The sequence below is a fragment of the Paraburkholderia sp. genome (assembly GCF_035656215.1).
GTDB lineage: Bacteria > Pseudomonadota > Gammaproteobacteria > Burkholderiales > Burkholderiaceae > Paraburkholderia.
This window is the reverse complement of record NZ_DASRSY010000475.1, coordinates 1-14,518: the sequence shown is the minus strand read 5'-3', so window position 1 is coordinate 14,518 and position 14,518 is coordinate 1. Positions and strand designations below refer to the sequence as shown.

General features: G+C 62.7%; 12 protein-coding genes. 1 reads left to right on the top strand and 11 read right to left on the bottom strand.

Translation table 11 applies throughout. The features are described from left to right. Positions 1-4: 4 nt before the first annotated feature. The 11 genes from VFE81_RS27975 to VFE81_RS27925 form a co-directional block, all read right to left on the bottom strand. Positions 5-712: a hypothetical protein gene (locus tag VFE81_RS27975; RefSeq protein WP_325047682.1), complete on the bottom strand. Its 708-nt coding sequence runs from the start codon at positions 710-712 to the stop codon at positions 5-7. A gap of 116 nt (positions 713-828) precedes the next feature. Further along, positions 829-2,013 (bottom strand): beta-ketothiolase BktB, encoded by a 1,185-nt coding sequence (gene bktB, locus VFE81_RS27970; protein ID WP_325047681.1) that lies wholly within the window; start codon positions 2,011-2,013, stop codon positions 829-831. A gap of 76 nt (positions 2,014-2,089) precedes the next feature. Continuing rightward, positions 2,090-3,058, bottom strand: coding sequence for a sugar kinase (locus VFE81_RS27965; protein ID WP_325047680.1), 969 nt, complete (start codon positions 3,056-3,058; stop codon positions 2,090-2,092). 15 nt (positions 3,059-3,073) lie between these two features. Beyond that, positions 3,074-4,465: a 30S ribosomal protein S12 methylthiotransferase RimO gene (gene rimO / locus VFE81_RS27960; RefSeq protein WP_325047679.1), complete on the bottom strand. Its 1,392-nt coding sequence runs from the start codon at positions 4,463-4,465 to the stop codon at positions 3,074-3,076. 117 nt (positions 4,466-4,582) lie between these two features. Continuing rightward, positions 4,583-5,635 carry a tRNA-dihydrouridine synthase gene (locus tag VFE81_RS27955; protein WP_325047678.1) on the bottom strand — a complete coding sequence of 351 codons (1,053 nt, stop codon included), beginning with the start codon at positions 5,633-5,635 and terminating at the stop codon, positions 4,583-4,585. A 375-nt stretch (positions 5,636-6,010) separates the two neighbouring features. Continuing rightward, positions 6,011-6,628 (bottom strand): polyhydroxyalkanoate synthesis repressor PhaR, encoded by a 618-nt coding sequence (phaR, locus tag VFE81_RS27950; RefSeq protein WP_325047677.1) that lies wholly within the window; start codon positions 6,626-6,628, stop codon positions 6,011-6,013. A 133-nt stretch (positions 6,629-6,761) separates the two neighbouring features. Next, positions 6,762-7,502, bottom strand: a complete 741-nt coding sequence (locus tag VFE81_RS27945; protein WP_325047676.1) for a 3-ketoacyl-ACP reductase — start codon at positions 7,500-7,502, stop codon at positions 6,762-6,764. A 201-nt stretch (positions 7,503-7,703) separates the two neighbouring features. Next, positions 7,704-8,885 (bottom strand): acetyl-CoA C-acetyltransferase, encoded by a 1,182-nt coding sequence (locus VFE81_RS27940; protein ID WP_325047675.1) that lies wholly within the window; start codon positions 8,883-8,885, stop codon positions 7,704-7,706. Between the two features lie 135 nt (positions 8,886-9,020). After that, positions 9,021-10,850, bottom strand: a complete 1,830-nt coding sequence (gene phaC / locus VFE81_RS27935; RefSeq protein WP_325047674.1) for a class I poly(R)-hydroxyalkanoic acid synthase — start codon at positions 10,848-10,850, stop codon at positions 9,021-9,023. Between the two features lie 543 nt (positions 10,851-11,393). After that, positions 11,394-12,251, bottom strand: coding sequence for a peptidoglycan editing factor PgeF (gene pgeF, locus VFE81_RS27930; RefSeq protein WP_325047673.1), 858 nt, complete (start codon positions 12,249-12,251; stop codon positions 11,394-11,396). Then, positions 12,248-13,570 carry an RluA family pseudouridine synthase gene (locus tag VFE81_RS27925; RefSeq protein ID WP_325047672.1) on the bottom strand — a complete coding sequence of 441 codons (1,323 nt, stop codon included), beginning with the start codon at positions 13,568-13,570 and terminating at the stop codon, positions 12,248-12,250. Before VFE81_RS27925 ends, pgeF begins: the two co-directional genes overlap by 4 nt. Positions 13,571-13,608: 38 nt before the next feature. Here VFE81_RS27925 and VFE81_RS27920 point away from each other — a divergent pair, with 38 nt between their 5' ends. Further along, entirely contained in the window at positions 13,609-14,469 is an 861-nt protein-coding gene (locus VFE81_RS27920) for an outer membrane protein assembly factor BamD (RefSeq protein WP_325047671.1), read from the top strand. Positions 14,470-14,518 lie beyond the last annotated feature (49 nt).

Below are 14,518 nucleotides of genomic sequence, written 5' to 3'. Positions count from 1 at the left end.
AGCTTTATTCGCCGATTTGCAGGTTGCTAACACCGCCAACGGCGTGACCATTGCTCGTCGCCGAGGCGGGCGCTGCTGGTGCGCCGCCAGAAGACTGCGGTGTGACCGCTGCCTTGTTGGCCGCCGCACCGGCACCGGCACTAGTAGAGGCAGCCGGCACCGCCTGCCCCGCCGCCAGCGGCTTCAGATCGAAGGGCTGCGGATCGGAATCGTCGACGTTCATCCGGTCGCCCGCCACCGAACCGTCAGCGGCAAACTTGCCCACCCAGTTACCGGTGATATGCGTGCCGTCGTTCGATTCCTCGACTTCGAGCGTATCGCCGTCGCGGTCGCCCGCGATCAGGATCACCTCGCCGGTATCGGTGTACTGATACTCGCCATGCACGCCGGCGGGGTCGTCGGTTTTCGCGCCGAGCCGCAGCACAATCTGACGCGAGCCCAGCATGCCGGCATAGCGCGGAAACTTCGCGAATTCGGGGCTCGGCCTGAGCGGCAACTGAATCGGCGGGGGCGCCGCCAACTCCTTCACCGCGTCGCTTTCCGCCCATGCCTGCACCGGCAGTAAAGCCCCGGCGCCAGCACACAGCAATGCGGCCACGCTCACTACGCCCCAAAGGAAGCCTCCTTGGGGGGCGCCCCGAAGGAAGCCCCTCCGGGCGACAGTCCAACCGCGCCGACGCATCGCACCCTTCATCGCTTTCGATTCCTGCATCCGTTCTTTCCTTGCCTGATACCGCTAAATACTAACCTGCTGCCCGTTTACTGTCGGACTTCGTTTAGCGGGGAAAGTCGACGCGTCGCACTACGTCGCGTTGCCCCGCCTCGGCCTCAGATCCGTTCGAAAATCGCAGCGATGCCTTGGCCGCCGCCGATACACATCGTCACCAGCGCGTAGCGGCCGCCGATCCGCTGCAATTCATACAACGCCTTGACGGTGATCAATGCGCCGGTCGCGCCGATCGGGTGACCGAGCGAAATGCCCGAGCCGTTCGGATTAACTTTGGCGGGATCGAAGCCGAGTTCCTTGCTGACCGCGCACGCCTGAGCGGCAAACGCTTCGTTCGCTTCGATCACATCCAGATCGGCGACCGTCAGGCCGGCGCGCTCGAGCGCCTTGCGCGTGGCGGGCACCGGGCCAATGCCCATATACGCCGGATCGACACCGGCATGGGCGTACGAAACCAGCCGTGCCAGCGGCTTGATACCGCGCTTTTCAGCGACGCTGCGTTCCATCAGCACGACCGCCGCGGCGGCGTCGTTGATGCCCGACGCGTTGCCGGCCGTCACCGTGCCGTTTTCCTTCGCGAACACCGGCTTCAACTTGGAGAAGTCTTCTACCGTTGCGTTCATGCGCGCGTGCTCATCCGTATCGAACACGACGTCGCCCTTCTTCGACGGAATCGTGATCGGCAGGATCTGGTCCTTGAAGTAGCCGCTCGTAATCGCGTTGGCCGCGCGGCGATGCGATTCGAGTGCGAGCGCATCCTGCGTTTCGCGCGAGATCTCGTACTTGCGCGCGACATTCTCGGCGGTTACACCCATATGGATGGACTGGAACGGGTCGTTCAGCGCACCGACCATCATGTCGACGAGACGCGCATCGCCCATGCGCTGACCGAAGCGCGCAGCCGGCATGGAATATGGCGCGCGGCTCATGTTTTCCGCGCCGCCGCCGATCGCGATGTCGGCGTCGCCGAGCAGCACGCTTTGCGCGGCCGAGATGATCGCCTGCAAGCCCGAGCCGCACAGGCGGTTGACGGTCAACGCGGGCGCATGTTGCGCGACGCCGCCGTTGATGGCCGCCACGCGGGCCAGATACATGTCTTTCGGTTCTGTATGCACCACGTTGCCGAACACCACATGGCCGACTTCGTCGCCCGACACGCTCGCGCGTGCCAGTGCTTCACGCACGACGCGTGCGCCCAGATCGGTCGGCGGAAAATCCTTCAGACTGCCGCCAAAACCGCCGATCGCCGTACGCACACCGCTTACCACCACTACGTCCCGTTGCATCGCTCGCTCCTCTCTTTAGTCTCTCAAGATGAATTGCCTTGGCGGGCTGCGGGGCGCGCCTCGCAGCGCATTGTGATCAGCCGCCCAGGATGGGTTCGACCGTCGCGCGCAAAGGGATCGGCGCGACCGCGCCGTAACCTTGCGTGGACAGTGCCGCGGCGACGTTCGCATAACGCGCCGCTTGAAAAGGATCGTCACCCGCGACGATGCGCGCGATAAACGCACCGCCGAAGCAGTCGCCCGCTCCGGTTGCATCGACTGCATTGACGACGTGGCCCGGCACGACGCGCCGCTCGTCAGGCGTGGCGATGTACGAACCTTCCTTGCCGAGCTTGAGCGCCACGACACGCGGACCGTGCGACAGCAGAAAATCGACGATCTCGTCGCGCCCGGTCAAGCCGGTGAGTTCGGTGACGTCGTCCCAGCTAGGCAGGCAAATGTCGGTTTGACGAATGGCTTCGAGCATCACTGCACGTGCTCTTGCGAGCGGCCACAGCTTCAGGCGCAGATTGGTGTCGAAGCTCACGCGCACGCCGTTCGCTCGCGCATGCCCGATCGCCGCCAACGCCGCGTCGCAGGCGCTCAGACTGATCGCGAGACTGATGCCGGACAGGTGGATGACTTTGGCCGCGGCGATCGCGTCGAGCGGCAAATCGTGAGGCGCGTAGCGGCTCGCGGCCGATCCCGCGCGCAGATAGTCGAACGCGTGACCTTCCGGACCGTGCGAGACGAAATAGACCCCAGTGGACGCGTGCGGGTCGACGCGCACGAGCGACGTGTCAACCTGCTCGCGTTCCCACAAATCGATCAACAGACGCCCGAAATGGTCGCTGCCGACGGCCGACACGAAACCTGTCTTCGCGCCCTGCCGTGTTGCCGCGATGCAGAAGTTCGACGTATCGCCGCCGAAGCCTTGCAGATAATTCGGCTGATCTTTAGCAGACTGGTTGAACTCGATCATCGCCTCGCCGAGCGCGAGGATTTCGGGGCGCCGGGCTACCGGAGGCCGGCTATCCGGGCGCCGGGCTACCGGCGTGTCGGTCATGCTCACCGTCATCGCTTAAACCTCGCCCCACAGGTCGTGGCCATCGGCGCCAGTGATCTTTACCGACACAAAATCGCCGACCTTGTAACGCTTCGATGCCTTGGTGGCCGGCGCGATATACACGACGCCGTCGATCTCGGGCGCATCCGCCGCCGTGCGGCCGATGCCGCCGTCGGCATTGATCTCGTCGACCAGCACTTTCAGCGTCTTGCCGACCTTCTTCGCAATCCGTTTGGCCGACACTTCTTCGGCCACTTCCATGAAACGCGCGCGGCGTTCTTCACGCACTTCGTCCGGCAATGCGCCGTCGAGTTCGTTGGCCGTCGCGCCTTCGACCGGCGAGTATGCAAAGCAGCCGACCCGATCCAGCTCGGCCTCGCGGATGAAATCGAGCAGCGTCTGAAATTGCTCTTCGGTTTCGCCCGGGAAGCCGGCGATGAACGTGCTGCGGATGGTCAGATCCGGGCACATCTCGCGCCATTTCTTCACACGCTCCATCACCTTCTCGGCGTTGGCCGGACGCTTCATGCGCTTCAACACTTCCGGATGCGCGTGCTGGAAAGGCACATCGAGATACGGCAGCACGTGGCCCTTGAACGGACCTTCGGCCATCATCGGAATGACTTCATCGACGCTCGGATACGGATACACGTAATGCAAACGTACCCATGCGCCGTATTGCGCCGCGAGTTCACCAAGCGCGCCGACCAGGTCGGTCATGCGCGTCTTGATCGGCTTGCCGTTCCAGAAACCGGTACGGTATTTGACGTCGACACCGTATGCGCTCGTGTCCTGCGAAATCACCAGCAGTTCCTTCACGCCGGACTTGAACAGGTTCTCCGCTTCGAGCATCACGTCGGCGACCGGACGCGACACGAGGTCGCCGCGCATCGACGGGATGATGCAGAACGTGCAGCGGTGGTTGCAGCCTTCGGAAATTTTCAGGTATGCGTAGTGGCGCGGCGTGAGCTTCACGCCGGCTGCCGGCACCAGATCGATGAACGGATCGTGCGGCTTCGGCAGATGATTGTGCACAGCCTGCATCACTTCGCCGAGCGCGTGCGGGCCGGTCACGGCCAGTACCTTCGGATGCACTTCTTCGATCAGGTTTGAGCCACTCGCGCTCTGCTTTGCACCGAGGCAACCCGTGACGATCACCTTGCCGTTTTCACTGAGCGCTTCGCCGATCGCGTCGAGGCTTTCCTGCACCGCTTCGTCGATGAAGCCGCAGGTGTTGACGACCACGAGGTCCGCGCCGGCGTACGTGCCGGAGATCTCGTAGCCCTCGGCGCGCAGCTGCGTGATGATCTGTTCGGAGTCGACGAGTGCTTTAGGGCAGCCGAGGCTGACGAAACCGACCTTCGGAATCGAAGGGGTAGGCACGGTGGGGGAAATGGTCTGCGACATAGGTGGGTCCGGCGTATAGCGGTGACGATGGCGACAAATGGGGATGGTGCGGCAAGGCCAAGGGGTCTGATGGTGACAAAGACCATAGCCCGGACAACATCCCGCGCACGCAACCCTTCATTGTACCGCGCCGGCGACCGTGCAGTCGGCCAGGTGGGGAGGCATTGCCGGGTTGAGCAGGCCGGGGGATGCGCATTGATGCGTCGACATCAAACTGTTGAACGCCAGGGCTTGCTCTATCACCTCAAGAATTTCGCGCGAATCATGCACGCGCCGAATGGCTGTATGCAGTTCGGCGGCCTGCGGCCAGGTCCGCTTCAGATAGCTAAGCCACATTTTGACGCGCCCATGCTCATGGCGTGCTGCGAGACGGGCTTGCAATTTTTTCAGGTAGCCGGCGAGATGACCCAGCACAGCCGGCCATTCCTCGCCGGATGGCGTTCGGTCCATCAGTCCGCGTATCCGCAGCGCCAGGAAAGGATCCGACACAGCGCCCCGTCCGATCATCACGTCCGCACAGCCACTGACCGCCCGGCACCGTTCCCAGCCGTCCACCGTCCAGACTTCTCCGTTGGCGATGACCGGCACGTCCACGACGTCGTCGATACGCGCGATCCATTCCCAGTGGGCCGGCGGCCGGTAGCCATGGTCACGCGTTCTGGCGTGCACGACGAGGGAGGCCGCGCCGCCTTCCGCCAGCGCCGTGGCGCAGTCGATCGCGAGCGAAGTATCGGACACGCCGAGCCGCATTTTTGCTGTCACTGGGATGCTGGCAGGCACGGCGGCGCGAACAGACGAAACGATCCGGTTGAGCTTTTCTGGGTGCGCCAGCAGCATCGCGCCGCCACCATGCCGGTTGACGACTTTGGCGGGACAGCCGAAGTTCAGATCCAGTCCGTGTGGCGACAAACTGGCGGCCTGAGCCGCATTCAGGGCCATCCATTCAGGATCGCTGCCGAGCAGTTGGATCACCATCGGCGTGCCGCAAGGTGTACGGCCACCGTGGAGGACTTCGGGCGTATCTCGCTCGTAGACGCGCTCGGGCAGCACCGAGCCCGTCACCCTGACGAACTCGGACACGCACCCGTCGAATCCGCCCGTGCTGGTCAGCACATCGCGCAACACGTAGTCCGCAAGCCCTTCCATAGGCGCAAGAAACAGCTGGCTCATGCGAGAACGACGCTTAAGCAGCTTTTGCGAATCTTACGATCAGTCAAGGCTGACAACTCCGGCCCTCGGAATCGAAGGCACGGACGCGGCAGGAAAACGGGTCTGTGACATAGGCGGGGCTGGCATGCAACGGTGGCGACAGCGACAAATGGGGACCGTGCGACGAGAGCTGGAGGCGACAGGATCATAAGGATCACGAGGACGACACCAGGCGGTAACGCACGCAACCCGTGATTGTACCGCGCCCGCGGCCGCCCGCTTGGGCCCGGCACGCGGGGGCACCGCCGTAGCACGGCGCCCCTCGGCGCGATGCGCACACCTGCCGCGTGGTGGACGCGGCAGACGCGCCCGCCGCGTTAGCGTCGCTCTGCGCCGTTACTTCTTCTCCGGCTCCGGATTGCTTTGCGGATTGGCAGGCGTGGCTGGACCGCCAGCCGCATTCGCCGCACCACCCGGCGTGAACGGAAAAGTGGCGAACATCGATTTCGCCTGGGTCTGCATCTGCTCCTGCATCTGCACGAACATGTTCTTCGACTGCTCGATATAGCTGGTCATCATGCCCTGCATCATCGGCGCCTGCATGTTCATGAATTGCGACCAGACTTCAGGGTTCATCGCCTTGCCTTCGTACAGATTCTTCGACTGGTCGGCGAGTTTCGCCTGAATGTCGATGAAGGCCTGGATGTTCTTTTCCAGATACGTGCCCATCATGCCTTGCATCGCATGACCGTAGAAACGGATGATCTGCGACAGCATCGACGAGGAGAACATCGGCAAGCCACCACTCTCCTCGTCGAGAATGATTTGCAACAGGATGGCGCGCGTCAGGTCCTCATTGCTCTTCGCATCGATGACCTTGAAATCCTCTTGATCCAGCACCAGCTGCTTGACGTCAGTCAGCGTGATGTAGGTGCTTGTCTCGGTATCGTAGAGCCGACGATTCGGATACTTCTTAATCAATCGTTCGGCTGTTTTCTTTGTAGTAGTGGTCATGTAACGCCTTTGAGCGCGAGTAGAGCGCGGAAACGGCGTCATGCCGACTGGGCAATCGTGCAATCGCACAGTCGAGAGCCGCCGGAACCATCTGAGCAGAAACGCGCCGCCTTGTGAGCGGCGCGCCCATGACTCAGCCCATATGCAAACCGCCATTCAGCGAAAAATCAGCGCCCGTCGAGAAACCCGATTCGTCCGAGGCAAGCCATGCCACGATCGAGCCGATTTCCTGCGGTTGACCGAGACGGCGCACCGGAATCGTCGCGACGATCTTTTCCAGCACGTCCGGACGGATCGACTTGACCATATCGGTGCCGATGTAGCCCGGCGACACGGTGTTGACCGTCACGCCCTTGGTGGCGACTTCCTGCGCCAGCGACATCGTGAAGCCGTGAATGCCGGCTTTCGCGGTCGAGTAGTTGGTCTGACCGAACTGGCCCTTCTGCCCGTTCACTGAAGAAATGTTGATGATCCGGCCAAAGCCACGCTCAACCATGCCGTCGATCACCTGCTTGGTAACGTTGAAGAGGCTGGTCAGGTTGGTGTCGATCACCGCCGTCCAGTCTTCGTGCGTCATCTTGCGGAACACGACGTCGCGCGTAATGCCGGCGTTGTTCACCAGCACGTCGATCTCACCGACTTCTGCCTTGACCTTGTCGAATGCCGCCTTGGTCGACTCCCAATCGCCGACGTTGCCTTCGGACGCGATGAAATCGTAGCCTAGCGCTTTCTGCTCTTCGAGCCACTTCACACGACGCGGCGAGTTCGGGCCGCAGCCTGCGACCACCTTGAGGCCTTCCTTGTGCAGCCGTTGGCAAATGCTCGTGCCGATGCCGCCCATGCCGCCCGTTACGTACGCAATTCGCTGTGTCATAAACTACACTCCGTTATCGTTTTCGAGGCGCCGACCGGCTGCCTCTTCCCTCGCCTGTGCTTCATCTCCACTGCCGCCGGGCGACCGGCCGACGAGGCCACTACTCACCGCGCACCACCTGCTGCCATGTGATGCGCGGCAACCCTGCTTACCGCCTGCAAAATCCATCTGCTTGAGCCTGGTTGGCCTGGTTGTGCTCCGTTAAGCGCGCTCGAGCGCCAGCGCCACGCCCATGCCGCCGCCGATACACAGCGACGCCAGGCCCTTCTTCGCATCGCGCTTCTGCATTTCGTGCAGCAGCGTGACGAGAACCCGGCAACCGGACGCGCCAATCGGATGGCCGATTGCAATCGCGCCGCCGTTCACGTTGATCTTCGACGCGTCCCAGCCCATCTGCTGATTCACAGCCAGTGCCTGCGCGGCAAACGCTTCATTGATTTCCATCAGGTCGAGATCGGCCGGCGTCCAGCCCGCGCGCTCGAGACAGCGGCGCGACGCGGGCACCGGGCCCATGCCCATCACCTTCGGATCCAGACCCGAGGTGGCGTAAGCCTTGATGCGCGCGAGCGGCTTGAGGCCGAGTGCTTCCGCCTTCTTCGCCGACATCACCAGCACCGCCGCCGCGCCGTCGTTCAGACCCGACGCGTTGGCTGCCGTGACCGTGCCTTCCTTCGAGAAAGCGGGCTTCAGAGCTCCCAGCGATTCAGCCGTCACGCCGTGACGCACGAACTCGTCAGTTGCAAAACGCAGCGGCTCGCCCTTGCGTTGCGGAATTTCGATCGACACGATTTCGTCGTTGAAACGGCCCGATTTCTGTGCGGCTTCCGCTTTGTTCTGCGACAGCGCCGCGAACGCGTCCTGCTGCTCGCGCGTGATGCCGTATTCTTTCGCGACGTTTTCCGCCGTCACACCCATGTGGTACTGGTTGTAGACGTCCCACAGGCCGTCGACGATCATCGAGTCGACCAGCTTCGCGTCGCCCATGCGGAAACCGTCACGCGAGCCCGGCAGCACGTGCGGTGCGGCGCTCATGTTTTCCTGACCGCCGGCGATCACGATGTCTGCATCGCCCGCGATGATCGCGTTGGCCGCCAGCATCACGGCCTTCAGGCCCGAGCCGCATACCACGTTGATCGTCATGCCGGGCACGGCCGTGGGCAGTCCGGCCTTGATCACCGACTGACGCGCCGGGTTCTGACCCGAGCCCGCCGTCAACACCTGCCCCAGAATGACTTCGCTGACCTGCTCAGGCTTTAGCCCTGCCCGTTCGAGCACGGCGCGAATCACCGCGGCGCCGAGTTCGGGCGCGGCGATCTTCGCCAGCGACCCACCGAATTTGCCAACTGCCGTACGGGCGGCCGATACGATCACAACATCAGTCATTTCCATATCCTCCGGGCACATCGGCAAAATACGCCGCAGCCCGTCAAGTTAAAAATATCGTTGTTCCTGCGCCCTTGCTCATTCAGACGCGCATTCATACCGCCAAACCAACCGCGCCTTCAGACGCGTTAAAACCTACTCCCGTTGCCGCACATAACGCCCAGGCGCCGGCTCGATCACCGGGAATTCAGCAGAGCCGGCTGCGGCGCGCGGCTTCACTTTCTTGCCGCCATACTGGTCGAGCCACGTCGTCCATTCGGGCCACCAGCTGCCAGGCACTTCGGCCGCCTGGTCAAGCCATTCGTCCGGGCTTTCCGGCAACGTCTTGACGTCGCCTTCCAGCGCCCAGTAGTTGCGCTTTTTCTTCGCCGGCGGATTGATCACGCCCGCGATGTGGCCCGACGCGCCAAGCACGAACTTCAGCGGCCCGGCGAGCAGCGGCACCGACGCATAAGCGGTTTGCCACGGCACGATATGGTCTTCGCGTGAACCGTAAATGAAGGTGGGCACATCGATCTTCGAGAGATCGACCGGCTCGCCGCAGGTGGTCAGCGCACCCGGCTCGCGCAGACGATTCTCGAGATACGTATTGCGCAGATACCAGACGTACATGGGGCCCGGCAGACTGGTCGAATCGCTGTTCCAGTACAACAGATCGAACGGTACCGGCGTGCGCCCCTTGAGGTAATTGTCGACGACGTAGTTCCACACCAGATCGTTCGGCCGCAGGAACGAGAAGGTGTTGGCGAATTCGATGCCGCGCATCAATCCGGGCGTGCTGCCATTCTTGCCACCGATGGTCTGCTCACGCATCTGCACGTGCGCCTCGTCGACGAAAACGTCGAGCACGCCCGTGTCCGAAAAATCGAGCATGGCGGTGAGCAAGGTCATCGACGCAGCCGGATGTTCGCCGCGTGCGGCCGCCACCGCCAGCGCCGTGGCGAGCATGGTGCCGCCCACACAGAAGCCGAGCGTGTTGATCTGCTCACGGCCGCTGATCTTGCTGACCGTGTTGATCGCCTTGAGCACGCCCTCGCCGATGTAGTCGTCCCACGTCTTGCTTGCGATCGATGCGTCCGCGCTGCGCCACGAAATCAGGAACACCTGATGCCCCGAATCGAGCCCGTGCGCGACCAGCGAGTTCTCCGGTTGCAGATCGAGAATGTAGAACTTGTTGATGCAAGGCGGCACGATCAGCAGTGGCCGCTCGCGCACGGTGGCCGTGCGCGGCTTGTACTGGATCAACTGCATCAGATCGTTCTCGAACACCACCGAGCCTTCGGTGTTCGCGAGATTTTCGCCGACCACGAAACGCGATTCGTCGGTCTGCGAAATCTTGCCGCGCTGCAAGTCACCCAGCAGATTCATCACGCCCTGCCGCAAGCTCTCACCCTGGCTATCCAGCAAGGTCTTTTGCGCTTCCGGATTCAATGCGAAGAAGTTGCTGGGCGACGCCGCCGCGGTCCATTGCTGAACGGCAAAACGGATGCGCTCACGCACCTTCGGTTCCGTTTCGAGCGCGTCGACCATTTCCTGCAGATAGCGCGCGTTCAACAGATACCACGCCGCGGTAAACGCATAAGCCGGCGTCGCGCTCCACGCATCGGAACTGAAACGGCGGTCTTTGAGTTCGGGGGCTTTCGTCGTGGACCCGGTGGCCTGCTGGATCAGCTCCATCGCCTCGCGCGAATAATCGGCTTGCAGCTTTTGCAGACGCTCTGATGGAATCGCGGCGCTCGGAACGTTGAGTCCGGCGAATGACGGCATTGACGGTAGGGGTCCAGCAGCCAGTTTGCTGAAGTCAGGCATGCCGGGGAACGACGGCATCTGCGGCAAGCCCATTTGCGGCATTGAAGGGATGCCCACTTGGGGCATCTGCGGCATGGGGAAAGGCATGCCATTGCCGCCAGGCGGGGTGCCGAGCGAACGCCATGCGTTCATCCAGGCGTCGAATAACTGCTGCATGCCTGCGGCTGACGTTGCACCGCTCGTACCGGCCTGCTGCGTATGCTCCGTCGAGGAGCCCGTGCTGGGGGAAGCTGAGGAATGTGATGCTGCCATACCTGCTTTTGACCGGTGAGTCCTTGCGGACGGGTTGAGAGGCAGGTTCATGCGCACGGGGGCGATTGCTCGCGACCTCGTCACGCCCTGCCCCATATACGAGGAACTGTGAGGAACATTCTTGCTCCCCACCGCAAGGCATGTCAATGCTTGTTCCCGATTTTGCCGCAGTGCGATAGTTTTTTAATTATCGTTTTCCCTGTGTAGCAGATCGCGCTTTGGAACATACGTTGATAAATGCCGCCGCAGGCGAAAAAAGCTCCCATATGACATGGGCTTAAGTGCATTTATCCGTTCGCTCGCGGACATTTTTGGCGGCAGATTTACGCGTGCGCTGCAAATTCCGGCAGCGCAGCAAAAAAGCGTGCCGCGCCTCCGAATAAACCCTCATACGCGTGCTCGCAGGAAGGCGTCGCGCCCACCATGGTGGGCGCCGGAGTGGACAATTTATTGCGCGATTATCTGCGCCTGATCGTCCAGCCAGATCAGCGCAGCCATGCGGCCTGTCTCGCGATCGCGGCGATAGGAATAGAAACGCTCACGTTGCGTGACCGTACAGAGATCGCCGCCGACAATGCGTGTCACGCCGAGCCGCTGCAAGCGCAAACGCGCCAGCGCAGCAAGATCGGCGAGATATTTGCCGGCGTTTTGCGGATGCGGAACGAATGCATTTGCTGTGGTCTCGCGTTGTGCGCCGTCCACGCCTTTCATGAAGGTGTCACGCACATCTGCACCCACCTCGAACGCGCTGGGCCCGATCGCCGGGCCGAGGTAGGCATGCAGCGACCCGGCCTCCACGCCGGCCAGATCGGCAACGCGCTGCGCGGTCTGTTCGACGATGCCCGCTGCCAGGCCACGCCAGCCGGCATGAGCCGCACCGACCGCGCGGCCCGCTTCGTCGCACAACAGCACCGGCATGCAATCGGCCACCATCACGACACACACCGTGCCGGGCCGATCGGTGACGCTGGCATCGGCACGTGTCGGCGTGCCGCTTGCGCGAGTCTGCGCGAGCGCATCTTCAGCACGCACGATGCCGGCGCCGTGAATCTGCTCGAGCCACGCGGCCTCGCCTACGTCTGCCAGACTCAGCAGGCGTGCGCGGTTAGTTGCGACCGCGACGGGATCGTCACCGGCTTTCATCCCCAGATTCAGGCCACCGGGCTGGTCCGCGCCATTCTGCCAGCGGCCGAACGGCGGCTCGCTCACGCCGCCGTTGCGCGTGGTGACGAGCGCCCGCACGCGCGGCGACACGTTCCACGCGGGTTGCACAACATCGGCAAAGCTCAGCTCGGGCAAGCTCATGCGTGACCGTCCTCGTCGTGATCGTCGTCGCTTTCGTCGTGATCGCCGTCACCGTGTGCTTCGTCTTCGTCGGCATCGTCGTACAGCGAGGCGTCGCCCGGCGAGGCGTCGCCCGGCGAAACGTCGCCCGGCGAGGCGTCGTAGTCGTCTTCCTCGTAATACGTCTCGTCGAACTCGCCCGCATCGTCACGCCCGAGGCCCAGCGCCGCCGACAATACCTGCATGTCTTCCGGCGCATCGGCGCGCCATTGCATCGTGCGGCCGGTTTGCGGGTGGATCAGGCCGAGGCGCCATGCATGCAGCGCCTGGCGCGCGAAACCGTCCGGCAGCGGCGTCACCGAGCGCTTGCCGCGTGCGCGCCCATAGATCGGATCGCCGAGCAGTGGATGGCCAATATGCGCGCAATGCACACGAATCTGATGGGTACGGCCGGTTTCCAGGTCGCAATGAATCGCGGTGACCGGCTGACGCTGCCAGATCGCCGTATCCACGCGCCGGAAATGCGTGCGCGCCGCTTTGCCCGATGCGCTCGTCACAACAGCCATGCGCGTGCGTTCGCGCGGATCGCGGCCGATCGGGGCGTCGATCGTGCCTTCTTCAGGCATGTTGCCCCACACCAGCGCGAGATAGCGGCGTTTCACCGTACGCGCCTGGAGCTGGCGCACCAGATCGGTCTGCGCCTCGAGCGTGCGCGCCACCACCATCAGGCCGGACGTCTCCTTGTCGAGCCGATGGACGATACCGGCGCGCGGCAGACCTGCCGCGGCGTCGCCATAACGGTACAGCAGGCCGTTCAGGAGGGTGCCGCTCCAGTTGCCGGCTGCCGGATGGACGACCATACCGGCCGGCTTGTTGATGACCACCAGCGTGTCGTCCTCGTAGACGATCTCGAGTGGCACGGGTTCCGGCGTAAAGGCGAGTTGTTCCGGCAGCAGATCGGGCACGAGCTCGATCGTCGCGCCAAGCGGCACCGGCTGACGAATCTTTGCCGGCTTGCCGTCGATGTGCACCCGCTCCGACTCGATCCAGCTTTGCAGCCGGTTACGTGAAAACTCCGGAAAGAGTCGGGCGATCACCTTGTCGAGGCGGTCGCCGGCCATTTCGTCGGGCACGACGACGCTGCGCGGCGTCTCGTCCGCCACGCGGCTCGCCACCGTCGGCACCATGCTGTGCGGGCCGGCGGGGGCAAGCGCGTCGCTGCCGAGATCGTCGTCGAGTGAATCGATGCCCAACGCGTCGGAGGGGTCAGCGCTTACGCTATAATCTTTGTTGCTATTCCCGGCACCGGTTGCGGCGCCTGGAGTATTTGAGCGGGTCATTGAGTCTGGGTCACCTGGACGTAAAGCTAGACTGGAAAATGCGAGCCTTGAACACCATCACTAAAGCGGCGATCAATTTGGCGGCCATCAAGAAGGCGGCCCGGAAAGTGGCCGGATACATTGCGTGCGCCGCGGCCGTCGCCGTTGTTGCGGCCTGTCACGGCTTGCCGGAAAAAACTGACGAGACGGCTACGTGGAACAACAACAAATTATATACGGAGGCGAACGACGCTCTGGCCGGTGGTGATTACGGCAAGTGCGCCAAGTATTTCGAGATGCTCGAAGGTCGCGATCCGTTCGGTCACTTTGCCCAGCAAGCGCAGATCAACGTCGCGTATTGCAACTGGAAAGATAACGAAAACGCCGCCGCCGACCAGGCGATCGACCGCTTCATCCAGTTGCACCCGGATCACCCGGACATCGCCTACGCGTATTACCTGAAGGGCATGATCCACTTCAACGACGACCTCGGTCTGTTCGGCCGCTTCTCCGGCCAGGACATGAGCGAGCGCGATCCGAAGTCGCTGCGCGAGTCGTATGACGCGTTCAAGGTTGTGGTCGACAGGTACCCGAACAGCAAGTATGCACCGGACGCAGCGCAACGCATGCGCTATATCGTGAACGCGCTGGCGTCGCACGAAGTCCACGCGGCGGATTATTACTACCGCCGTGGCGCGTATGTCGCGGCGATCAACCGCGCGCAACTGGCGTTGAAGGAATACAAGAACGCGCCGGCTATCGAAGACGCACTGCACATCATGATGCTGTCGTACGAGAAGCTGAATCAGCCGCAACTGGCTGACGATACGAAGCGTATTCTGGCCGGTACCTTCCCCGACAGCCCGTATGTCACGGGTCATGCAAGACCGGGTAAGGAAAAGTCTTGGTGGCAGTTCTAAGCCTCGACCGAATGCTTAAACAAAAACGCCACGACCAAAGTCGTGGCGT

Coding starts and splice junctions, on each gene's coding strand:
- VFE81_RS27975 (WP_325047682.1), bottom strand. CDS start 712: ATGCAGGAATCGAAAGCGATGAAGGGTGCGATGCGTCGGCGCGGTTGG.
- bktB (WP_325047681.1), bottom strand. CDS start 2,013: ATGCAACGGGACGTAGTGGTGGTAAGCGGTGTGCGTACGGCGATCGGC.
- VFE81_RS27965 (WP_325047680.1), bottom strand. CDS start 3,058: ATGACCGACACGCCGGTAGCCCGGCGCCCGGATAGCCGGCCTCCGGTA.
- rimO (WP_325047679.1), bottom strand. CDS start 4,465: ATGTCGCAGACCATTTCCCCCACCGTGCCTACCCCTTCGATTCCGAAG.
- VFE81_RS27955 (WP_325047678.1), bottom strand. CDS start 5,635: ATGAGCCAGCTGTTTCTTGCGCCTATGGAAGGGCTTGCGGACTACGTG.
- phaR (WP_325047677.1), bottom strand. CDS start 6,628: ATGACCACTACTACAAAGAAAACAGCCGAACGATTGATTAAGAAGTAT.
- VFE81_RS27945 (WP_325047676.1), bottom strand. CDS start 7,502: ATGACACAGCGAATTGCGTACGTAACGGGCGGCATGGGCGGCATCGGC.
- VFE81_RS27940 (WP_325047675.1), bottom strand. CDS start 8,885: ATGACTGATGTTGTGATCGTATCGGCCGCCCGTACGGCAGTTGGCAAA.
- phaC (WP_325047674.1), bottom strand. CDS start 10,850: ATGCAGCAGTTATTCGACGCCTGGATGAACGCATGGCGTTCGCTCGGC.
- pgeF (WP_325047673.1), bottom strand. CDS start 12,251: ATGAGCTTGCCCGAGCTGAGCTTTGCCGATGTTGTGCAACCCGCGTGG.
- VFE81_RS27925 (WP_325047672.1), bottom strand. CDS start 13,570: ATGACCCGCTCAAATACTCCAGGCGCCGCAACCGGTGCCGGGAATAGC.
- VFE81_RS27920 (WP_325047671.1), top strand. CDS start 13,609: ATGCGAGCCTTGAACACCATCACTAAAGCGGCGATCAATTTGGCGGCC.